Origin of the sequence: Corynebacterium sp. MSK032, from assembly GCF_030232065.1 — a bacterium.
Classification (GTDB): Bacteria; Actinomycetota; Actinomycetes; order Mycobacteriales; family Mycobacteriaceae; genus Corynebacterium; species Corynebacterium jeikeium_D.
The window spans coordinates 77,048-97,335 of sequence record NZ_JASPJR010000003.1 but is presented as its reverse complement, the minus strand read 5'-3'; the positions used below and the strand labels follow the sequence as shown (position 1 = coordinate 97,335).

Below are 20,288 nucleotides of genomic sequence, written 5' to 3'. Positions count from 1 at the left end.
ATGCTGCTCGTTTAGTAAACGGGGGGTGTCCCTATGTTTTTGTCAAGTGCCAGACCGATGTTGACGAGCACAGTCTTGGGAGTAGTTTCTTAGGCGTGCCTAGGAGCCGGCCAGCGTGTGCTGGTCGGCTTCGTCTTTGGGGCTTTATGCGGCGACGGGGCGTGGCGGGATTTCGCGGAAGAACTCCTTGTTTTTCAGCATCGCGTAGATGACATTGCATCGGCGTCGTGCCAGGCAGATGACTGCTGCGTTGTGGCGTTTTCCTTCAGCGCGTTTGCGTTCGTAATACCGCCGTGACGGTTCGTGGCTGCGGATAACTGCGAATGCGGAGTAGAACAAGGCGTTTTTCAGTCGTTTATTGCCTGACCGTGCCGGGAATTCACCTCTGATCGACGAACCGGATCGTCTAGTCACGGGTGCTATTCCAGCATAAGCAGCTAAGTGGCCAGCACTAGCGAAGTCGGAGCCATCACCGATCGCAAGAAGGATCTGCGCTGCGGTCTTGATGCCGACTCCGGGCATACTCATCAAGACCTCACAAAGAGGGAAATCAGCGAGCATCTCTTCAACCTGCTCAGCAATGGTGTTTCGTTGCTCTTTGAGGGCCTGGATGTTTGCAGCCAGTTGAGGAATTACTAACTCGGCGGCATCGCTTCCAGGCACGGTGACTGTTTGAGCTTTCAGCGCTGTAAAAATGTCGTCTACCAGCGGGGTGGGGTCTTTACGTGTGCGCTTGATCATCCAGTTCAACACTCGTTGGTATCCGGCTCTTTTTAGCCCCTGCGGTCCCTTGTAATGGATCAATAATTCCAGGATCGGCGTGCGAGTCAGGGTGCTACCAGCAAAAACTCGTTCCAGGCTGGGGTAGATCTGGGTGAGGACACTGCGAAGCCGATTGACAGTGCGAGTGCAATCGCGGGCGATGTCATCATCGAAGCCGGACAGCATCTTTAGGGCGGAGAGTACCTCATCATTGCGGTCGACGGCACGTAGCGTGTGGGGCATTGTGCGGGCGGTGTCGGCGATGATGAATGCGTCGCGTTTGTCTGTTTTTGCACGTCCCGGATAGAGATCTGCAGCTTTGCGCATCGCAAGACCTGGCAGGTATCCGACTTCGCAACCGCAGTCCCGGGCTACAGCAATCGGTAGTGCGCCGATGGTGTTGGGTTGGTCGACGATCACGAGCACGGTGCCAAGCTTCTGAAGCTGGTGAAAAACGCCTGCTAGTTCGGATTCGAGTTGAGGCAACGGTTTGTCGAAGACCTTGTTGCCATCACGGTCTAAGGCGCAGGCGTGGTGTTCAGATTTGCCGACGTCTAACCCAAGGAATATGTCGATGGAATGCTCCGGAGACATGATGAGCTCCTAGAAAACGAGATGGGTATGGCGTTGTTCCAGTCGCTGGTGTCATGACCTTCGTTGCAAGCACCCACGTTACAAAGAGACCTAGTTTAAAACTGGCCGTGTCCCTATCAGCTGTCATCGAAAGTCCTGGCACCCGGCGGCAACACCCCCCCCCCGGATTATGGAAACTACAGGGCAGGTAAGCCATACCGGGACCAGCGACTATCCCCATTATCGGGGACACTCACAAGGTAACGGGAATGCGACCGGGGAAGCCCAACGCATGTGGGCCTCGAGCATTCGCGTTTTAGCGCTTCAGCCCCGCGATCATGGTCTTCAAGTTGCTGCGCAGGAAATCCTCGTAGGTTCCCGCGACCGTGCCCGGCTTGCCGAGCTCATCGGAGTGCAGTGGCTCGTCGAAGATCGGAATCCCGGCCTCCTTCGAGACGGTCTTCATGGGGCGCGTATCCACGTTCGACTCCACGAACAGGTGCTTCGGGCGCTTGTCCTTCAGCTGGCGCACGAGGTGTCCGATCTGCGCGGGGGAGCCGTTTTCATCCGTGTCGATCTGCCAGATATACAGCTGCTCCATGCCGTAGGTGTCGACCATGTATTGGAAGGCATGTTCACTGGCCACGAGCACACGATCCTCCTTCGGCAGCGCACCGATCTGCTCGCGGTAGTCGGCGTCGATGCTCTCCAGCATGGCCTTGTACTCCGCCCCCTTCTCCTCGATGTGCTCGGCACGCTCGGGCAGGGCCTCGGCCAGCGCCGCGGTCACGTTCTCGGCCATCGCGATGCCGACGGTCGGGTCCAGGAAGGCGTGCGGGTTGATCTCCTGATTGCCCTTTTCGTCCTTGAGGTACTTCGGTTCCACGCCCTTGGTGGCCTCGACCATCTGGGAATCGTCCAGGCCCGCGGTGTTTTTCAGTTTCGCGAGCCAGCCGTGCTCACCGCCCTCGAGGTTCAGCCCGTTGTAGAACAGCAGGTCGGCGTCGCTCGTCGCATCCAGGTCCGCGGGCAGGGGGTCGTAGTCGTGCGGGTCCGTGCCGGTCGGCACGAGGTTATGGACGTCCACCGCCTCGCCGCCGATCTCCTCCACCAGGTCCGCCAGCAGCGTGAAGGTGGTGACGACGTTCAGCTGCTCACCGTCTGCCTTCTCCTCCGTCGAGAAGGTCACGGCCCCGAACACGAGGGCACCGCCCACCAGGAGGGCCAACAGCGCGGCCAGTGGCTTATTGCCCAGCGAGCGAGCAATCAGTCCCTTGCCTGGCGCGAAGAGGAAAGCCAGCAGGAACAGCGCGCTGGCGGTCAGCACGATCGTCACGCCGGAGGACACGTTGTAGCTATAGCTCAGGAACAGCCCCACTACGGAGCTGAGCGCCGAGATCGCCACTGAAAGCCCGATCATCACTCCCAGCCGGTTCGTCAGCAGGTACGCCGCCGACGCCGGAGTGATCAGCAGGGAGACCACCAGGATCACGCCCACCGTCTGCAGGGAAATGACCGTCACCAGCGTGAGCACCACCATCAGCCCGTAGTGGATTGCCCGCACGGGCACGCCAGCCGACTGCGCCATGACGGGGTCGAAGGTGCTGAGCTTGAGCTCCTTGTAAAAGACCAGCGTGAGAATCAGCACGGCAGCGGCAATACCGATCGAGAGGTTGCGGTCGGCGTCCTGAACGGTCAGGACGTTGCCGAAGAGGATCTCCGTCAGATCCGTCGCCGTCTGCGCTTTCGCCATGAGCAGCACGCCGATCGCGAAGAAGGTGGAAAAGACGATGCCGATCGCCGAATCGTTCTTCACAGTGGAGCGTTCGCTGATCAGCCCGATCGCCAGTGTGGCGAGTAGACCCGCGACCACCGCCCCGAGGAAGAGGTTCGTGCCGAGCAGGTAGGAGGCCGCGACCCCCGGTAGTACGGCGTGCGAGATGGCGTCGCCGATCAGGGCCATGCCGCGCAGCACGATGAAGCTGCCGACGATGCCGCAGGCCACGCCCACGATCACCGAGGTGATCAGCGCTTTTTGCAGGTAGCCGTGGCTGAGTAGTGAGTCGAGGAACTCCGCGATCATGCTGTCTCCTCCTGGAGGGCTGCCTGCCGTGGCGTGGGGTGGGCTGGTGCTGACGGCTCGCGGATGACGAGCGCGCCGAAGGCCTTCTGCAGCACGTCGGGGACGAAGACCTCCTCGGTGGGACCCGCCGCGACGAGCTCGCCGTTGAGGACGATGAGGTCGTTGTAGTAGCCGCGCACCGTGTTCATGTCGTGGTGCACGACGACGACGTGCTTGCCCGCGTCCGCCATCTGCCGCAGCAGGGTCACGATCGTCTTCTCGCTGGGGACGTCGATGCCGACGAAGGGCTCGTCCAGGAAGATGTACTCCGCGTCCTGGACGATGGCGCGGGCAAAGAGGACGCGCTGGAACTGTCCGCCCGAGAGTTCGCTGATGTGGCGGTGGCGAAAGTCCCACATGTCGACGTCCTTGAGAGCCTGGGTGGCTGCTTCGCGTTCGGCCTTGCCGGGGCGGTGGAAAAGACCCAGGCGCGGGTAAGTGCCCATCAGGACGGTGTCGAAGACGCTGGTGGGGAAGTTGCGGTCGAGGTCAGAGCGCTGCTCGATATAAGCGATTGCGCGGCGCTGCTCGGCGGGGGCCTTGCCGTCGAGGGTGACGGGGTAGCCGGCAGGGGCGCCGGTGGGGCCTGTGCCGTGGACGTTGTGTTTGTCCAGGATCTGGAGCATCGCCTTCATGAGGGTGGATTTGCCTGAGCCGTTGGGGCCGATGATGCCGTGCATGCCGGGGGAGTCGAGGGTGAAGCTGATGTTCCGAATCGCGGTGTTCGCGCCGTAGCTCACGCTCAAGTTCTGGACGCTAATACTCATGGCAGCCAAGAATAGTGGTCAGTTCAATGAATCACCAAGTTCAATGTATTGACCTTTGGGGTGGGGTGGTGTTGGGGGGGGGGCAGTAATGGCACTGATTTGGGGCTTGAGCAGTCAGCCGCTCAAGCCCCAAAAAATGCCCAACTTCCGCCCCCCCCACAACTCACCCCCAAATTTTCACTTTCCCAGAAACAATTGACCGTTTTCACACACTCGGTTAACACCGCTTCAAATGCTTAAGTCCCTAAAACGGGGTTGCATGAACTGGCGTGTTCCAATCATTATGGAATAGTGACTTCTCTCCTGTGCATCCTGTTCGTTACGGCAGCGCTTGCACCATGGACGATTAAGTGGCTCGGAACCCGCGGGTTCCTCGTACTCAGCCTCCCGCTGGCAGGCGGTGCCATCTACACCGGCACCCATCTCGTTCGCTTAGCTCTAGACAATGGCAACGGGGAAACTTCCGCACTCACGCAACCCGCCGTCACGCATTTTTCGTGGATGCCCATTATCCACTTGGATGTAAACCTGCGATTAGGTCCTATTGAATCGCTCTTCGGCACGCTGGTTTTGACCATCGGCTTTCTCGTACTGGTGTACTGCTCCGGTTACTTCATCAACCCGCCACTCGGCAAACGTCGCCGCGTAGGTTCCTTCGCAGCCCAAATGATCGCCTTCGCTGCGGCGATGTACGGCCTGGTCATCAGCGACAGCATCATGCTGATGTTCGTCTTCTGGGAAATTACCTCGGTTCTGTCCTTCCTCCTGGTGGGCTACTACGCCGAGCGCGCCTCCTCCCGTCGCGCAGCAGGCCAGGCGCTCCTGGTCACGACGCTGGGTGGCCTCATCATGCTGGTCGGTATCGTTCTGATGGGAGTGACCACCGGTTTCTGGAACTTCTCCGAACTCACCGCGCCTGGCGCTCTGACAGCGGCACAGCTGGACTCCACGGCAGTATCCACGGCCGCAATCCTGCTGGTCGTTGGTGCGCTGTCGAAGTCCGCTATCGCGCCCTTCCACTTCTGGCTACCCGGTGCAATGGCCGCCCCTACCCCGGTTTCTTCCTTCCTGCATTCGGCAGCGATGGTCAAAGCCGGTGTGTTCCTGGTTGCCCGGCTCGCGCCGACCTTCAATGACACCAACGCGTGGCAGCCAATCATCATCCCGCTCGGCCTCTTGACCATGATCATGGCCGGCTGGATGGCCCTGCGCCAGAAGGATCTCAAGCTGATTATGGCGTATGGCACTGTCAGCCAGTTGGGATTCATCATCACAGTCGCGTCGATAGGCACGCGTGCGACGATGCTGGCAGCCCTGGCACTGACGCTCGGCCATGCCATGTTCAAGGCCGCGCTGTTTATGGTCGCGGGCACAATTGACAGGCTGACTGGTACGCGCGATATCCGTGAGCTCTCTGGGCTCGGTAGAAAGTCGCCGCAGTTGCTGGTGATTTCGATTCTCGCCGCTGCATCGATGATGGGTGTGCCGCCGTTCTTCGGCTTCGTCGCCAAGGAAGCTGCGCTGGAGGCCACGCTCAATGCTGATCCGCTGCATGGGATGCCGTCGGTGTTTACCACCATTGGCCTCGTCGTGGGTTCGATTCTGACCGTAGCGTACTCGCTGTACCTGCTGCGCGCCGCGTTTGCGACCAAGTCCAGCACCCACGCCAGCGGCGGTGGCACTTCCCCTGCCGTGGCAGAGATGGATTCCCCGACGTGGGATCAGATTGGCCCGGCTTGGCTGTTGGCGCTGGCAGGTTTGGTTTTCGGCCTGGTTCCCCGCGTCCTCGACTCGACTATCTCGCCCTACCTCACCAATGCCTACCCGAATGCGGAAGCAGAATCGCACCTGGCTCTCTGGCACGGTTTCACCCTTCCTCTGGCGCTGACAGCCACAATTCTGATCACAGGTGGCATCATGCACTGGCAGCGCAAACTGGTGCGTCAGCTACAGTTTGAACAGCCGGCTCTCGGTAGTGCCGATGCGCTTTACGACGGCATCCTGGACTTGGCCCGCCGTCTTTCTCTCCGTGCCACTGCTGCGACCCAGCGTGGTTCCCTTCCGTTGAATGAGGCGGTCATTTTGCTGACCCTCATCGTGCTGTCCATCGGTGCCTTGTTGCTCGGTGAGCGTGATGAGCTCCGGATGGAACTGTGGGACTCTGCACCGCAGGGCGCGGTCGCGTTGATTATGATCATCGCGGCTTTGGCCGCCACCCAACAGAAAAACAGGCTCTCCGGTGTCATCCTGGTAGGTGTGACCGGCTACGGCTTGGCCATTATCTTCGCCATGTACGGTGCACCTGATTTGGCTCTGACGCAGCTGCTGGTTGAGACGGTCTCAATGATTGTTTTCGTGTTGGTGCTGCGCACGCTCTCGCCGCGGGCACCGGCATCAAATCCGAGGTGGATACGACACCGTGCATGGCTGGCCATCGCAGTCGGTGTCACTGTCCCAGTGTTGGCCGCCTACGCTATGGGCTCCCGTCGTACTGAGCCAATCTCCGGCGACATTCCGCCGCTGGCTCACGACATTGGGCACGGCCAGAATGCGGTCAACGTACTTCTTGTCGATATCCGCGCCTGGGATACCTTCGGTGAAATCACCGTGCTGGTGATGGTGGCGCTGGGGATTACCTCGCTGGTATTCCGCACGCACACGATGCACATGCGCTCAAAGATTAAGCCACAGCGGAATCGTGCTCGCCGCAACACCCGCTGGTTGAACACCATCGATGAGTCCGGTGAAGCCGAGCGGTTGCGCTACCCAATCATGGTTCTGGTGGCATCGCGCGCGCTCTTCCCCGCCATGATGGTGGTTTCCATCTACCTCTTCTTCGCCGGCCACAACGATGTCGGTGGTGGCTTCGCAGGTGGCCTCGTGGCTGCGCTGGCACTGACCATGCGTTATCTCATCGGTGGGCATCGTGAACTGGCAGCAACTCTGCCAATTCCTACCGAGGTACTTCTCGGCGGCGGTCTGCTGGTGTCGGCTCTTAGCGCCGTATGGCCACTGTTCGTGGGTTGGGCTCCGCTGACTTCCTGGTACGGCTCGCGGGAAATTCCGCTGCTCGGCGACGTCACCGTTGTCTCCCCTATGCTCTTTGACCTGGGTGTGTACATGATTGTCGTTGGCACGATTGTCTACATCCTGCGCAGTTTGGGCGGCGGCATCGATGCTCAGATAAACCTTCGCGCTGAGCGTGATCGTTCACGTCGTGTGAATCGAGCCGCACTCGGCCAGTCCCGCCAGCTGCGTAGCAAGTTGGCGGCGGCTAAGCCCGCAGGTGTTAAGTCCGCAGGCGCCAAGACTGCAAGTGCGAAGCCAACCGGTGCCAAGCCTGCAAGTGCCAAGACTGCAGGCGCCAAAACAGCGGCAGATGCACGGACTGCGACCAACACCACCGAGTCAGAGGCATCACAACCGACCACCCCAGCTAGGACCGAAGGAAAGGACACTCACCAGTGATTCTCAATTTTGTTCTGCTGGCTACTGTCGGCACGCTGATCGCCGCCGGGGTGTACCTGTTCCTCGATCGTTCGTTGACCAGGATGCTCATGGGACTGTTGCTGATGGGCAACGGTATCAACCTGCTCATCCTGCTTGGCTCTGGTTCGCCGGGGCGCCCACCGATTTGGGATAGGGAATCGCTAGTCAGCGATGCTCAGGCGGACTCGCTGCCCCAGGCCTTTATCCTCACCGCGATTGTTATCTCTATGGGCATGACCGCCTTCCTGTTGGCTCTGCTCTATCGCCAGCACCGCTACCACATCGGCGATCACGTGCAGGATGACCACGAGGACCGCAACCTGGCACTGCGTCGCGCCAGCGACCCGTCGGCTGCTCCGGATCACGACAAGTCCGACGACCCCACCACCGGTCGTCCCACGGAGGCCGGAGATAACTTCGGTCCGGTCAGTTTCGAAAAGCCCGTGACCCCACCATCAAACACCCCAGGAGGTGACGACGATGATGACTGAGCAACTAATTCTGGCACTCATTCCGCTGCCTATCATCGTCCCCGCCGCCACCGCCGCAATTGCTCTGCTGCTGGCACGTTTTCCCAAAGCACAGCAGGCGATCGCGCTGTTTTCACTCGGCAGCCTGCTGGGAGTCGCCAGCGCCTTGGTGTACCTGATTTATGCCCACGGCATCCACACGGTCCAGGTTGGCGGCTGGGACGCACCAATCGGCATCACACTCGTGGCCGACAACCTCGCAGTGTTGATGATTACTGTCTCGCAGCTCGTCCTCTTCGCCGTGATGTGGTTCGGCATCGGCCAGGGCATTAGCGATGGCGATGAAGACGAGCCCATCTCCGTCTTCGTTCCGACGTACATGCTGCTCAACATGGGTGTCTCAATGGCCTTCCTGGCTGGCGACCTGTTCAACATGTATGTCGGTTTCGAGGTTCTGCTCGTAGCCTCCTACGTGCTGCTCACCTTGGGGGCATCGTCGTCACGAATTCGCGCAGGCGTGTCGTATGTGATGGTCAACATGCTGTCCTCGATGGTGTTCCTGCTGGCGATTGGCCTGGTTTATCAGGCGGTCGGCACGGTGAACTTCGCGCACATTTCCCTGCGCATGGAAGCCATCCCCGACGGCACCCGCACCGCAATCTTCGCAGTGCTGCTCGTCGCCTTCGCAGTGAAAGCGGCGGTGTTCCCGCTGTCGGCATGGCTGCCGGACTCCTACCCCACCGCACCGTCGATGGTCACCGCGGTCTTCGCGGGTCTGCTGACGAAGGTGGGTGTCTACGCAATCATCCGCACGCGCAGTGTCGTTTTCCCCGACGGCAGGCTTGACGACGTCCTGATGTGGGCCGGCCTGGCGACAATGCTCATGGGCATTCTCGGTGCCATGGCCCAAAATGACATCAAACGTCTCTTGTCATTTACGCTGGTGTCCCATATCGGTTACATGATCTTCGGTATTGCCGTCGGCAATACGCTGGGCCTCGGCGGCGCCATCTTCTACATCGTCCACCACATTCTGGTGCAGACGGCGCTGTTCCTGGTGGTCGGGCTTATCGAACGCCAGGCGGGCTCGTCCTCCCTGCGCAGTCTGGGCGGTCTGGCCAAGTCGTCGCCGCTGCTGGCGCTGCTATACCTGGTCCCCGCGCTCAACCTCGGTGGTATCCCGCCGTTCTCGGGCTTCCTGGGCAAGGTCATGCTGATTGAGGCCGGTGCGCACAACGGATCCGCCACCGCGTGGATCCTGGTTGCGGGATCTATCATCACCAGCCTGCTGACTCTCTACACCATGATTCTCGTCTGGTCGAAGGCATTCTGGCGCGACCGTTCCGATGCCCCCGAGGGCGACACCGTGCTGGCACACCCAGCCACACTTCGGGAAAAAACTCAGATGGTTGCTATCTCAGAGCGTGACGACGTCGGCAGGATGCCACTCGGCATGGTGATGCCGACGGCCCTGCTGGTGATTGCCTCCGTGGGCGTCACTGTTTTGGCCGGTCCACTGTCCAATGTGGCGACCTCAGCGGCAAGCAATGTCGCGAATGTCGATGAGTACCGCGCGGCAGTTCTCGGTATCGACTCGGCCGATGACAAGGGACTGGAGCAGCTGAAGAACCCAGGCCGCACCAAGAGCCCGTGGGAGTCGGACCCGGTGACCGAACATGCCACCAGCACGTTGGAAGGAGCAGGTGAAAGCTCATGAGTAAAGCTCGCGCCAGGGTGGCCGCAAAACGACCACCGCGTATTTCAATCCTGTTGTTCCTGTTCACGCTGATTATTTGGGTCATGCTGTGGGGCGAAGTGACATTTGCCAATGTGCTTTCGGGAATCCTGGTAGCCACGTTGCTCAACCTCGCCATGCCTATCCCGCCAAACAGCGCGCTGGACATCAACTTCGGTGGCATGGTGCGACTGTTCGGTTCCTGGACAATCGACTTTGTGAAGGCCTCAATCAGTGTCTCCTGGCTGGCCATCCGACGAGCTGATCCACCACCGACGGCCATCATCAAGGTCCCTATGCGCACCAATGACGATATTTCGCTCACGACTGCAATGGCACTGATTAACTTGCAGCCGGGCGGAATCATCGTGGACATCGACAAGCGGGAAAAGACGCTGACCATGCACATTCTCGACGCGTCGTCGACGAGCAAGGTAGCCGAGCAAATCAACCAGCTGACTCGAATCGAGCGTCGGGTTATTCGGGCGTTTGAAAACCGCGATGTCAACGAGCAACCGACCAAGTCGGTGCCAAGTGACAACCAGGTGAGCAGTGACAAGAGCAGCGAAAGGAGTAGCCGATGAACCCGGAAGTTTTTAACACTCTGCTCGGAGTGGCTGCCGCAGGCTATTTCATTGCGGTGATGATTACCCTCGGGCACATGATTGCCGGTCCAAACTCGCTGGACCGCCTGGTGGCGCTGGAGTCGACGACTGCAATGCTGCAGGGCATGCTCGCTGCGTTCATGGCCTGGAGCTTGGACACTTCGGTGGTCTACCCAATGCTCATCATTGCGCTGCTCGGTTTCCTGTCTTCGCTGGCGGTCGCCAAGTTCCGTGTTCCGGATGACGGAAAGCAGCCCGCAAAGAGCTCCCGGAAGGGTGCGACGAAAGCAACCGGAAAGGTCGCCACAAAGAAAACCGCACAGAAAGCGGCGCCTAAGGCAACACCGACAACGGCTCCGAAAACAGCGAAGGGAGAATCCAAATGATTCTCGTGGCAGACATTATCGCCATCACACTGATTCTCACCGGAATGCTACTGTGCGTTGCAGCGTCCGTGGGATTGATACGCTTCCGCGACACCATCAGTCGGATGCACGCATCCTCCAAGCCACAAACACTGGGGCTAATTTTGACGCTGTCGGGCTCGCTTGTACACGTCGCCACGCACGCGTCAGCTCACACAACTACTAGCAGTGACTTGGCTCTGTTGACCCTGATTATCCTGTTTGCTCTGGGTACATCGCCGATTGTTAGTAACCGCGTTGGCCACGAGGCGTTCAAGGAGAGGCTCGTCGACGAGGACAGCGTGGCCCGCGATGACAGCCGGGAATAACGAGAGGACAATGGCCTTAAGTCACTGACTGGGTTTATGACAAAGTGACTAGGTTTATGCACCTCAAAAGTGCTATAAGCCTAGTCACTATTTTTGTCTAGGCACACACCGCTTAACGACGGCTAGTCGCTCACCTGCTCGTGGAAATCTGCAGGCGCTATCGGATGCCCGGCGCGCAGTTCCTGCACTGCAAGATCCACAGCGGCCCGCCACGGGGTGTGGCCAATGCGCTCTTCGTTCGCTCGTACGTCGTCCTCGGTAGCCATGGAAGGCAGCGCCCCGGCCGCATCCGCCACAGTGCGCTGACGCTCGTATGCCGCGCCCATTTCCACGATGTTGTTGACGAATTCCAGTTCGGCTCGGCAGCCCAGTTCGTCGGCAAGCGGGGCGAGCTGAACCACAAGCTCACGGAGTTCATCGCGAACCCACCGCTCGTCGGTATCGCGATTGACGATGACCAACGCGTCCATCCCGTAGCGAGCGGCGCGCCACTTGTTTTCGGCGATGTGCCAGGACTGCAGTGACGGTAGTTCCTCGCCAGCCTCCCACATGCGGTCGTAGTAAACCGTCAGGCAGTGCGTCAATGCCACGATAGCGGCGAGTTCCTGCAGGTTAGAGGTAGCGTCAGCGACACGAATCTCAATGGTGCCGTACTTTGATGCCGGGCGAATGTCCAAGTGCATCGAGCCGGTGTGATTGATGACGCCGGAGCGGGACTGGTCGTGCATGTAGGACTCCCACTCGGGCCACGTGTAAATCGCCGGCGGCTGACCCGCGGTGGGAAGCTGCTGGTAGAGCAGGCTTCGGTTGGAAGCGTAACCCATGTCCTCGCCGTTCCAGGCCGGTGAGGAGGCAGACAGCGCCAACATGTGCGGCAGCTTCGTTGCCAGAGCCTGAATAATCGGCCAAACGCGTTCGGAGTCTTTAATGCCTACGTGGACGTGGACTCCCCAGATAATCATCTGGTTCCCCCACCACTGAGTGCGGTTGATGATTTCGGAGTAGTGCCCCTTGGCACTGACCTGCTGAGCAGTACCGCGGGCGAACGGATGCGAGCCCGATGACCACACATCCACCCCAACGCGGTCAGCGGCGTCGAGAACCATATCCAGCTGGCTTTGGAGCTCCGCTACGGCATCGGGCACGTTCATGTGCACACCGGTGACGAGCTCTACAGTGTTGGCGAGGAACTCGCGCTGGAGCCCATGTCCGGGATGCTCCGCATCGATGATGTCGAGCACCTCGGCGGCAGCGGGGGCGGTGTCGCGCGTTCGTCGGTCAACGAACGCCACTTCCCATTCCACTCCCAGAGATGGCTGCGCCGATCCGGAAAATTGCTCAGTCATACCGCTATTTTTTCACACTAGGAGTCGTTTTCCTCAGTTGGCTCCGTCCAGGTGACGGTTTTTGCGCAGGAGGCAAGGTCACCGTTGGAATCGACAAGCGCAACTGTGGTGAAACTGTCTTCATCCACCTTGGACGGAACGTTCCAGACATCTGCATTCCGTTTGTCATCGACGTGCACTTCGCCGATGACACCTAACCCCTCAGCTGCGGGACTGCCTATGCCACTGCAGCCAGATGCACCGCGCGCCTGCACTGTGTACTTACCCTTATCCAAGGTAGTGAACTGACCTTTTTCGTCGGAAAGACCCATCCACCCCTTGGCACTCATGACCTGTACAGTTGCCAGCATTTTCATTGATCCGTCGTCGTTTGTGCGGATGAAGTTATAGGCGCTGACTCGCTCGGTCAGCTTCGGTGCAGCCGGATCTACGCTCACTGGCGCAGTGCTTGACGACGCGTCCGCGTTCCCGTCTTTGTCACTGCTGGATTCAACCCCTGAGCAGGAAACCAACAGTGTTGCAGCACAACCCAACGCGGTGGCGACAGCAACGCGACGACGCATTACGGCGAACATAAAAACCTCACAGACCTCACTGGCTACTAGCAGAATACTAGTACCCCTTTTTCAGCCGTGATCTGTTTGAGACTGCAAAATATGCAAAAGCCCCGCCTAAGCCATGAAATGTGTGGCTTACGCGGGGCTTGGGAAGCTATGGGGCTTCGCACCACGGCGGCAGGTTTTGAGACTTAGACCGCAAACCTTAGTGAGAGACCAAAGCCTGGTGGGCCGGGAGTCTAGTGAGCCGGGTCAGTGGCGACCACGACGATTCCCGCCGGCGCGTCCCGGAGGCGGTCATCGCGAGGTGCGGCTTCCCAACCGTTGTCGTGCGCGATCTGCTCAGCGGCGGCCTTTTCCTCTTCGTTCCTCGGGTCGAAGTAGACGGTGGTCTTCTCCCACACACCCATCTTCTCTTCAGGCGCATTGCCGGTCTCGCCGGCGCCCCAGCCCTGCTCGCCCATCTGCTTGGACAGGTCATCGGCGAGGCCCACGACCTCAGAGTTATTCAGGACACTGACCTTGACAGTCTTGCGGTCAATCTGGGGCGCTTCGTTGGCCTCATCCTGTGCCGGCGGATTCTCAGCGGGAGGAACCGGTTTGCCTGGCTCATTTGCCGGTGGCGGCGGCGGAACCTCGCCGTCACCATCTCCAGCAGCACCATCCTTTGCCGGATCACTGCCGTTGGCCGAGGCAGCAGGCGCACCAGAGTCAGCCGGAGCGGATGCCGAGGTGTCATTCTGGCCGGTGTTCTCAGCATCGTCGCCACGTGTGCTGAGTGCATAGGCACCGTAGGCGACCAGGCACACGCCGATAGCGAGCAGCACGATAGCGAGAACGCGCATGTAGCGGCCATCACCGGCACCGTCGCCGATGTCGCCGTCATCAACGCCATCAGCAGCTGCGGAATTGCTAGCAGCCCCAGCGCTGGCACCGGTCGAGGCGGCGGTGGCACCAGCAGCAGCTGCACCAGCGGCGGGAGCCGCAGATTTTGGCGCTGTGTGTTGAGCATCCGACGGCTCGGAGTACGCATGGGCGCCGCCAGCGGCGGGAGCCTCCGCGTAATCGCTGTACTCATCGAAGTCGTCGAAGTCGTCATCGAGTCGATGACGGCCCGGACGCGGCGAATTCTGAGGGTTTAGTTGGTCAGACACATCCCACATCCTATATGTTCTGCCGCCGAACCGTGAAGTGAAACTTGAACCTTATGCGTCTTGGTTGTCTCGCACGGCGCGCAGCCGATGAACCAACACGGGTTCGGCCGCTTCGGCTGCCGGAGAATCGAGAAGTCGCGAAAGTACCTGGTGGTAACGGATTGTGTTGTTGCCGAAGTCCTCGGCAAAGCGACGCCGAATTGCCTCCTGCCGCGCACCGGCCATACGCGGCCCACGGCGGGCAACTTTCAGCCATTCCTTCTCAAAATCCAGCATCTTCTGCGCCAAAATGGGCTCAATGCCGCCGATATCGCCCGCGAGTCCGAGATGCTCGGATGAGTCAGGCCGCAGCTCAGTCTCAGGTTCGTGGCTGCCGCCTATGGGCTTCTTGCTCACCATTTTCTGCACCCCGCTTTCCTTCTCAGTCGCCCTGATTTTCTATTCTGCACGACACTGCTTATGCAGATACTTAGTGAAGATACATAGTAAGGCTCAGCCACCCAGCCCTACATACCACTTCCGACATCGCCCAACGTCTCCAAGACCCCTGACATCACCAGGCGATTTAGAAAAGATGGACGCCGAGTAGAATCAGCGACATGACTATCCGTCCCATTGTGATTGCCGGAGACCCCGTTCTCCACACTCCTACCCAGCCGGTGACCGAGGACATCTCCGAGCTGCGTGAGCTCATCGAGGACATGTACGAAACTATGGACCGCGCCCACGGTGTGGGGCTGGCTGCCAACCAGGTGGGCGTCGGCAAGCGTCTGTTCGTCTACAACTGTCCCGATGATGACGACGTCTGGCACCGCGGCTGCGTCATCAATCCGGTGCTGACCACCAGTGAAATCCCGAAGACCATGCCTAACGACGACGGTTCCGATGACGAAGGCTGCCTCTCTGTACCCGGCCTGTCCTTCCCCACCAACCGCGCGGAGAAGGCTGTCGTCACCGGCCTGGATGAAAACGGCGAAGAGGTCCGCATCGAGGCCACCGGTTTCCTCGCCCGATGCATGCAGCACGAGGTCGGCCATCTGGATGGGTTCCTTTACACCGACTGTCTCACGGGCCGCTGGAAGCGCATGGCCAAGAAGGAAATCAAGCGTGCCGGTTGGACCGAGGGCGGCCTGACCTGGATGCCGGGCGTGGATCCCGATCCGTTCGGCCACGAGGATTAAATCGTGGCGGATAGGCAATTGGAGTCGTCGGCAAGCGAAAATGCAGCACAGAAGCTACCGATTTCCCGCTGGGGCGTCGGTGAAGTGACGGTGGGACGTCGTGTCATTGTGCGGCGTGCGCTGACCGATGAAGAGGCGCTGGCCAGCGGCAAGAAGACTACGGACGTCATTGGGCATGTGCTCAGCATGGATCCGTTCGTCGTGCGTCCGCAGGTTCATGCTGGCGTGCGTGCCGACGAATCCGTGGCAGCGGTGGACTTTAGCGATAAGCACATTTTGATTGTGAAGGCCCTGCCGGATCATCCGGTGCGCAATTCGGATATTCGCGCCGTGGAAACTGCGACAGCGAAGGCCTTCCCGGGTATCGCGCATGTGGTGGAGTCGGGCTGGCTGCTGCGAGCCGGCGATGGCATTACGGAGCGTTCCAACTCCGCGCTGCCGCTCGAACCCGGAGCCAGCACTCAGCCGGTGCCGTTGGAGAAGATTAAGTCGTTTTACGATTCCCACGATTTGCCGGTGCGGATTGCGATTCCGGATAGAATCGCCAAACCTGCACAGGCGCTGGTCGCGGGGCCGGAGTGGACGGTCGGGCCGGACATTGTGGTTATGACGCGCTCGCTCGATGGGGATTTGCCGCCTGCTGAATTGGCAGCTGAATCGCACAGCGCCGAACAGGTGCTTGATGAGCACAGCGCCGAACAGGTGCTCGATGAGCACAGCGTCGAGCTTGCAGACGTGCAGGTGGATATCGCTGATCAACCTGACGACGACTGGCTGGGGCTCTACCATTTCCGCGGTACCACGCTGCCCGAGCATGCACTACAGCTTCTGCGCAATGAAATTGATGGCCGCATGTGCTTCGGACGCCTGCAAGTGCCTGACAACAATGCGCCTGAAGGCATACGCACGGTAGCCATTACGCGCGGCACGCTGACCGAATCGGACGACGGCCGTGTGTGGCTCGGGTTCTCCGCTGTGGAAGTCGCAGCCGATATGCGCCGCCGAGGACTTGGCACCCTACTGGGAATTCACATGATGCACTGGGGCACACAACACGGGGCAGATTCTGCATATCTGCAGGTATTGGGCTCAAATGAGGCTGGCATTGCGCTGTACCGGACACTCGGTTTTACCGAGCACCACCGGCACCGCTACGCGGAGCTGACAGGGGCTTAGGGGCCGGGGGTTACGTTTCGGCCCTGCGCTGCTCGCCCTGATTGCCCTACTTCCCGCGCTTAACCCTTTTAATCCGCTTCAGCTGCTTGCCCTGCTGCTCTTTGCTACCCATGCGATTGCCCATGCGGCGCTGCCCACGCGGCAGCTCGCGCGTCTCCGGCTTTTCCACCACACGGGTGTGGACCGAGAGTTCATGACGACCTCTCCCCAGCGGATCGCGTGAGGCAGCCATTGCAATCCAGCCGGCCAGGCCCGCAGAGACAAACCAACCGGCGACCGGAATCATCGACGGCAGAATCCAGGCATTGCGCACAAAACCATCGCGGGCTGAGACTGGCATCCCGTGTGCACCTTCGATTTTCATGCCCATGGCGTGTTTACCCGGCGACCCGTCGAAGATGGAGTCCCCCGCCACGCGGTAGAGGTAAAAACCACCGGGACCGAGGAAGAGGCTGATCAGCATCACCATTACGCCGCTGTCCGATGTCCCCACGATGCTAGTGAGAACTGCAATGGAGGCAATCAATGCAGTGTAGATGACAGAATCCACCAACAGCGCACCACCACGACGTGCCACTGAGCCATTGGCCAGATTGGGGTCAAAGCCCAGGTGTACTGCCATTTGAGCGGTCAGCGGCGCGACTTTGGGATTAGCACTGAGCTCACCGAAGGAAGACACCCCATAGCTAGCGGGGTACCCGCTTTCATAGCCGACCGGAATGTTTGCTACCGGATATGGCACTTCCTGATACGGCATTGCCGCATCGTACGCCGCATATGCGTCGTGTTCCCGATAAGCGTTCCTGCCACTACTACCCAGGTAATCCGTCGGACTGTACTCGCCGCCGTAACGGCGATCGTCCCAGTTAGCCAACCTCGAAACTCCCTTTCCTACCGGGCTTCCGCCCACCTTATCCGTTTTTGTCCGCCTATTTTGTCACTGCTTTGTTCAACGCATGAGGCCGCCGTTTCGTTCCCCTTTTACAATCGTTGATATGCGAATCTGTGTCTGGAACGTCAATTCGGCTCGAACTCGCCTCGACCGAATGGTGGAAATGCTGCGCCGGAATGACATTGATGTCCTGGCCGTCCAGGAAACCAAGTGCAAGGACGACCAATTCCCCACCGCTGCTTTTGAAGAGCTGGGATACCAAGTCGCCCACCACGGCCTGAATCAGTGGAATGGCGTTGCCATCATCTCCCGCGTCGGCCTTGAGGACATCCAGGCAGAGTTCCCCGGTCAGCCGGGTTTCAACAAGGACCCCGACGCAACTCCCGCATTGGAGGCCCGCCATATCGCCGCTACCTGCGGTGGCGTGCGCGTCCATAGCCTCTACATCCCGAACGGCCGCGACATCACCGACCCGCACTTCGAGTACAAGCTCGAATTTCTGGAGCGGCTCCGTCAGCACATCATCGCCACGCTTGACGACGACCCGGAGGCCACCTTCATGATGGGCGGCGACTTCAACATTGCCCCGACCGACGGCGATGTCTGGTCAATGGCAGCCTTCGCAGGGAAAACACACGTCACACCGCCTGAACGCGCAGCTTTCTATGCGCTGGAGCAGGCGGGCATGAAGGAAGTAACTCGCCAATTCACCCCAAACCAGTGGACCTACTGGGATTACAAGGCTGGCCGCTTTTTCAAGGATGAGGGCATGCGCATCGACTTCCAGCTCGCCTCCCCCGACCTCGCGGCAAAGGCGTCCGCCGGATTCATCGACATCGAAGAGCGTCAGGGCAAAGGCGCATCCGACCATGCTCCGGTGATTGTGGATTACGAAGTGTAGATAAACGGGCGGAAAAGCGCGTAGGCCTAGTTCCTACTAGGGGGTGTCGCTGGGGCCGTCGTAAAGCGGAGTCTTTGCTGCCAGCCCCTAAAATCAGGGGCAGAAATGGGCGATAAAGCACCCGCACAACACTTATGAGTCTAACTTTTTGTTCAATCTACAAATTTTCACCACAGAAAGTTATTTCGACGATATAAGGTGTTTATTCAGAACATCAATTCATTACGTCGGGAAGGAAGATCATGACTTCTGCACGCTCCCCTCAGCGCACCACTACCCCGGAGCCAGCGAGCGGCTTCCCCACCGCGGATGACTCAACTGAGTCCGATGAATCCCTGCGCGAAAGCGTGCAGAAGATTTCCATCGGCCTGTATGACTTCCTTGCGTCGACTCGCCGCCTCGGTGAGCGCCCGAATGCCAGGATGGACATTTCCCAGTCGGAAATGGAAGTACTGCACTTTATTTCGACCCACCCGGGCTGCGGCGTATCCGACATTGCACGCCTGCGTTTCCTGCGCCCGTCCAACGTTTCGGCAACAGTCCGCCGCCTACTCGACAACGGGCTGATTGAACGCGAGAACAATGCAAAGGATCGCCGTGCGCAGAACCTCTATGTCTCCAGCGATGGCGAGACCCTGCTGGAGCAGCTTATCGACCACTGGGGTGCGCTGGTGTACGAAATTGTGCGGACAATGTCGCAAAAGGACGTGCGTGCGCTAATTAAGGCACTGCCTTCGCTGCTGAAGCTGGCGGAGCACTCGGAAAGCTATGTTGAGGAGCACCAGCGCCGCCAGGAGCCGTTCTAAAAGCGCGCCGCTAAACCCTTCTTACTAGGTACGATGATGCTCATGGCTATTACTTTGAAGAAGGCAAAAGACGTAAAGACCGCTCCATTGGTGGCCACCGGCCTCATCGGCGGCTGGCTCACCGCTCGCGAAACAGGCATTCGCCCGCTCGGTGGCGTCATCTTGGGCGCCGCCGGCGCATATGCAGCACGCACCTGGAACGCAAAGACCGGCGCCCTGGGAGCCACTGGTCTGGTGGCCGCCTACCTCGGCGCTTTCGGCCTCTCACACCCGCTGGCTAAGAAGATTGGCGCATGGCCGTCCGTCCTGACCGTCACCGCGCTGGCTGCTGGCGCAGCAGCAGTTGCCGACTCCAAGTAAGCAACAAGTAGACAAGCCGCTCTCCCGACTTAAAAGTCGCGCCGGGGAGCGGCTTTGGTGTGCCAAATCTCAGCGTGCAGCCTCAATGGTCGGTGTTAACCTCAGACCTTAGCCACCTAGCCAAGGGCCTCCAACAATTTCTCGAGGTGCGCGCGCACCCGGGGCCACGATTCCACGAAAGGCGGCAGCAGATTGAGGCTGTCGACGTCGTCAAGCGGAATCCAGCGCAGCTCTAGAGACTCTTCGTTCGGATTCGTCTCCAGCTCTTCGGCAGCTAGTGCGTAGACCGTGTGGTACTTCCAGCCGCCGGCGAGCTCGGGGCGGTCCGGATCGGCCGGGAAGGGCCCGGTGGTGACCTGCGTGTCGAGGATGCGAAGCTGATGCTCCAGCAGCCCAGTTTCCTCAGCCGTTTCACGCAGCGCGGTCGCCTCGGGAGTCTCATGAGAATCACAAGCCCCACCAGGAACACCCCACGTTAGGGGGAACGATGTCCAGTCAGCTCGATACTGCATAAGCGCCGTGCGCTGAGGGCTCACAATCAGCAGCCCTGCAGCTCCGAAGCGTCCCCAGCAGCGCGTACCGTTGGGGCCGGCTGCCCAACCATTTCCATCCTGAAGCATGTCTCCACCCTACGCCAGATACCCTTGTGTTTTCCGTCA

Annotated in this window: 20 protein-coding genes; 11 read left to right on the top strand and 9 right to left on the bottom strand. The window is 59.8% G+C overall.

The features are described from left to right. Positions 1 to 144 precede the first annotated feature (144 nt). The 3 genes from QP995_RS02680 to QP995_RS02670 all read right to left on the bottom strand — a co-directional run bounded on the left by QP995_RS02680 (position 145) and on the right by QP995_RS02670 (position 4,224). Positions 145 to 1,356 (bottom strand): IS110 family RNA-guided transposase, encoded by a 1,212-nt coding sequence (locus QP995_RS02680; protein ID WP_011273191.1) that lies wholly within the window; start codon positions 1,354 to 1,356, stop codon positions 145 to 147. Between the two features lie 295 nt (positions 1,357 to 1,651). Further along, the gene (locus QP995_RS02675) at positions 1,652 to 3,418 is read right to left on the bottom strand and encodes a metal ABC transporter solute-binding protein, Zn/Mn family (protein ID WP_222865187.1); all 1,767 of its coding nucleotides are present in this window, start codon (positions 3,416 to 3,418) and stop codon (positions 1,652 to 1,654) included. Beyond that, positions 3,415 to 4,224 (bottom strand): metal ABC transporter ATP-binding protein, encoded by an 810-nt coding sequence (locus QP995_RS02670; protein WP_035006260.1) that lies wholly within the window; start codon positions 4,222 to 4,224, stop codon positions 3,415 to 3,417. Before QP995_RS02670 ends, QP995_RS02675 begins: the two co-directional genes overlap by 4 nt. A 288-nt stretch (positions 4,225 to 4,512) precedes the next feature. Here QP995_RS02670 and QP995_RS02665 point away from each other — a divergent pair, with 288 nt between their 5' ends. From QP995_RS02665 to QP995_RS02640, 6 genes are read left to right on the top strand one after another with little or no spacing between them, the layout of a single operon-like run. Beyond that, positions 4,513 to 7,692, top strand: coding sequence for a Na+/H+ antiporter subunit A (locus tag QP995_RS02665; protein WP_126108275.1), 3,180 nt, complete (start codon positions 4,513 to 4,515; stop codon positions 7,690 to 7,692). Continuing rightward, the gene (locus QP995_RS02660) at positions 7,689 to 8,204 is read left to right on the top strand and encodes a Na(+)/H(+) antiporter subunit C (protein ID WP_126108204.1); all 516 of its coding nucleotides are present in this window, start codon (positions 7,689 to 7,691) and stop codon (positions 8,202 to 8,204) included. The genes QP995_RS02665 and QP995_RS02660 overlap by 4 nt, the downstream gene beginning before the upstream one ends. Beyond that, on the top strand, positions 8,194 to 9,900 hold the full coding sequence (locus QP995_RS02655; RefSeq protein ID WP_126108205.1) for a Na+/H+ antiporter subunit D: 1,707 nt from the start codon (positions 8,194 to 8,196) through the stop codon (positions 9,898 to 9,900). Before QP995_RS02660 ends, QP995_RS02655 begins: the two co-directional genes overlap by 11 nt. After that, positions 9,897 to 10,502 carry a Na+/H+ antiporter subunit E gene (locus QP995_RS02650; RefSeq protein WP_069358943.1) on the top strand — a complete coding sequence of 202 codons (606 nt, stop codon included), beginning with the start codon at positions 9,897 to 9,899 and terminating at the stop codon, positions 10,500 to 10,502. The genes QP995_RS02655 and QP995_RS02650 overlap by 4 nt, the downstream gene beginning before the upstream one ends. Then, entirely contained in the window at positions 10,499 to 10,909 is a 411-nt protein-coding gene (locus tag QP995_RS02645) for a monovalent cation/H+ antiporter complex subunit F (RefSeq protein ID WP_069358944.1), read from the top strand. Before QP995_RS02650 ends, QP995_RS02645 begins: the two co-directional genes overlap by 4 nt. After that, positions 10,906 to 11,256 (top strand): monovalent cation/H(+) antiporter subunit G, encoded by a 351-nt coding sequence (locus tag QP995_RS02640; protein WP_069358945.1) that lies wholly within the window; start codon positions 10,906 to 10,908, stop codon positions 11,254 to 11,256. Before QP995_RS02645 ends, QP995_RS02640 begins: the two co-directional genes overlap by 4 nt. Before the next feature lie 122 nt (positions 11,257 to 11,378). On the opposite strand, the gene QP995_RS02635 is transcribed toward QP995_RS02640, so the two are convergent. The 4 genes from QP995_RS02635 to QP995_RS02620 all read right to left on the bottom strand — a co-directional run bounded on the left by QP995_RS02635 (position 11,379) and on the right by QP995_RS02620 (position 14,712). After that, the gene (locus tag QP995_RS02635) at positions 11,379 to 12,602 is read right to left on the bottom strand and encodes a glutamate--cysteine ligase (protein ID WP_069358946.1); all 1,224 of its coding nucleotides are present in this window, start codon (positions 12,600 to 12,602) and stop codon (positions 11,379 to 11,381) included. Between the two features lie 17 nt (positions 12,603 to 12,619). Beyond that, positions 12,620 to 13,177, bottom strand: a complete 558-nt coding sequence (locus QP995_RS02630; protein ID WP_070549995.1) for a hypothetical protein — start codon at positions 13,175 to 13,177, stop codon at positions 12,620 to 12,622. 221 nt (positions 13,178 to 13,398) lie between these two features. Beyond that, positions 13,399 to 14,322 carry a LytR C-terminal domain-containing protein gene (locus tag QP995_RS02625; RefSeq protein ID WP_257962895.1) on the bottom strand — a complete coding sequence of 308 codons (924 nt, stop codon included), beginning with the start codon at positions 14,320 to 14,322 and terminating at the stop codon, positions 13,399 to 13,401. Between the two features lie 42 nt (positions 14,323 to 14,364). Continuing rightward, complete coding sequence (locus QP995_RS02620) at positions 14,365 to 14,712, bottom strand: DUF3263 domain-containing protein (protein WP_070438246.1); 348 nt, start codon at positions 14,710 to 14,712, stop codon at positions 14,365 to 14,367. A gap of 200 nt (positions 14,713 to 14,912) precedes the next feature. Here QP995_RS02620 and QP995_RS02615 point away from each other — a divergent pair, with 200 nt between their 5' ends. Next, positions 14,913 to 15,494, top strand: a complete 582-nt coding sequence (locus tag QP995_RS02615) for a peptide deformylase (RefSeq protein ID WP_049169904.1) — start codon at positions 14,913 to 14,915, stop codon at positions 15,492 to 15,494. A gap of 3 nt (positions 15,495 to 15,497) precedes the next feature. Then, positions 15,498 to 16,670 carry an N-acetylglutamate synthase, CG3035 family gene (locus QP995_RS02610; RefSeq protein WP_083308210.1) on the top strand — a complete coding sequence of 391 codons (1,173 nt, stop codon included), beginning with the start codon at positions 15,498 to 15,500 and terminating at the stop codon, positions 16,668 to 16,670. 46 nt (positions 16,671 to 16,716) lie between these two features. Here QP995_RS02610 and QP995_RS02605 read toward each other — a convergent pair whose 3' ends face one another. Then, entirely contained in the window at positions 16,717 to 17,544 is an 828-nt protein-coding gene (locus QP995_RS02605) for an RDD family protein (RefSeq protein ID WP_222865185.1), read from the bottom strand. Between the two features lie 121 nt (positions 17,545 to 17,665). Between QP995_RS02605 and QP995_RS02600 the strand changes: the two genes are divergently transcribed. The 3 genes from QP995_RS02600 (at position 17,666) to QP995_RS02590 (ending at position 19,629) form a co-directional block, all read left to right on the top strand. Next, complete coding sequence (locus QP995_RS02600) at positions 17,666 to 18,463, top strand: exodeoxyribonuclease III (RefSeq protein ID WP_038626705.1); 798 nt, start codon at positions 17,666 to 17,668, stop codon at positions 18,461 to 18,463. A gap of 242 nt (positions 18,464 to 18,705) precedes the next feature. Then, the gene (locus tag QP995_RS02595) at positions 18,706 to 19,269 is read left to right on the top strand and encodes a MarR family winged helix-turn-helix transcriptional regulator (RefSeq protein WP_016421518.1); all 564 of its coding nucleotides are present in this window, start codon (positions 18,706 to 18,708) and stop codon (positions 19,267 to 19,269) included. Positions 19,270 to 19,311: 42 nt separating this feature from the next. After that, positions 19,312 to 19,629, top strand: coding sequence for a hypothetical protein (locus tag QP995_RS02590; RefSeq protein ID WP_172620224.1), 318 nt, complete (start codon positions 19,312 to 19,314; stop codon positions 19,627 to 19,629). Between the two features lie 116 nt (positions 19,630 to 19,745). Here the strand turns inward: QP995_RS02590 and QP995_RS02585 are convergent, their stop codons facing one another. Further along, a complete protein-coding gene (locus QP995_RS02585) occupies positions 19,746 to 20,249 on the bottom strand; it encodes an NUDIX hydrolase (RefSeq protein ID WP_284852879.1) in 504 nt (167 codons plus the stop codon). Positions 20,250 to 20,288 lie beyond the last annotated feature (39 nt).

Bases quoted from the DNA above. Each gene is read 5' to 3' on its own strand.
- QP995_RS02595 (WP_016421518.1), top strand. From the start codon at position 18,706: ATGACTTCTGCACGCTCCCCTCAGCGCACCACTACCCCGGAGCCAGCG.
- QP995_RS02650 (WP_069358943.1), top strand. From the start codon at position 9,897: ATGAGTAAAGCTCGCGCCAGGGTGGCCGCAAAACGACCACCGCGTATT.
- QP995_RS02670 (WP_035006260.1), bottom strand. From the start codon at position 4,224: ATGAGTATTAGCGTCCAGAACTTGAGCGTGAGCTACGGCGCGAACACC.
- QP995_RS02625 (WP_257962895.1), bottom strand. From the start codon at position 14,322: ATGTGGGATGTGTCTGACCAACTAAACCCTCAGAATTCGCCGCGTCCG.
- QP995_RS02615 (WP_049169904.1), top strand. From the start codon at position 14,913: ATGACTATCCGTCCCATTGTGATTGCCGGAGACCCCGTTCTCCACACT.
- QP995_RS02585 (WP_284852879.1), bottom strand. From the start codon at position 20,249: ATGCTTCAGGATGGAAATGGTTGGGCAGCCGGCCCCAACGGTACGCGC.
- QP995_RS02600 (WP_038626705.1), top strand. From the start codon at position 17,666: ATGCGAATCTGTGTCTGGAACGTCAATTCGGCTCGAACTCGCCTCGAC.
- QP995_RS02645 (WP_069358944.1), top strand. From the start codon at position 10,499: ATGAACCCGGAAGTTTTTAACACTCTGCTCGGAGTGGCTGCCGCAGGC.
- QP995_RS02680 (WP_011273191.1), bottom strand. From the start codon at position 1,356: ATGTCTCCGGAGCATTCCATCGACATATTCCTTGGGTTAGACGTCGGC.
- QP995_RS02630 (WP_070549995.1), bottom strand. From the start codon at position 13,177: ATGTTCGCCGTAATGCGTCGTCGCGTTGCTGTCGCCACCGCGTTGGGT.
- QP995_RS02655 (WP_126108205.1), top strand. From the start codon at position 8,194: ATGATGACTGAGCAACTAATTCTGGCACTCATTCCGCTGCCTATCATC.
- QP995_RS02620 (WP_070438246.1), bottom strand. From the start codon at position 14,712: ATGGTGAGCAAGAAGCCCATAGGCGGCAGCCACGAACCTGAGACTGAG.
- QP995_RS02635 (WP_069358946.1), bottom strand. From the start codon at position 12,602: ATGACTGAGCAATTTTCCGGATCGGCGCAGCCATCTCTGGGAGTGGAA.
- QP995_RS02675 (WP_222865187.1), bottom strand. From the start codon at position 3,418: ATGATCGCGGAGTTCCTCGACTCACTACTCAGCCACGGCTACCTGCAA.
- QP995_RS02640 (WP_069358945.1), top strand. From the start codon at position 10,906: ATGATTCTCGTGGCAGACATTATCGCCATCACACTGATTCTCACCGGA.
- QP995_RS02590 (WP_172620224.1), top strand. From the start codon at position 19,312: ATGGCTATTACTTTGAAGAAGGCAAAAGACGTAAAGACCGCTCCATTG.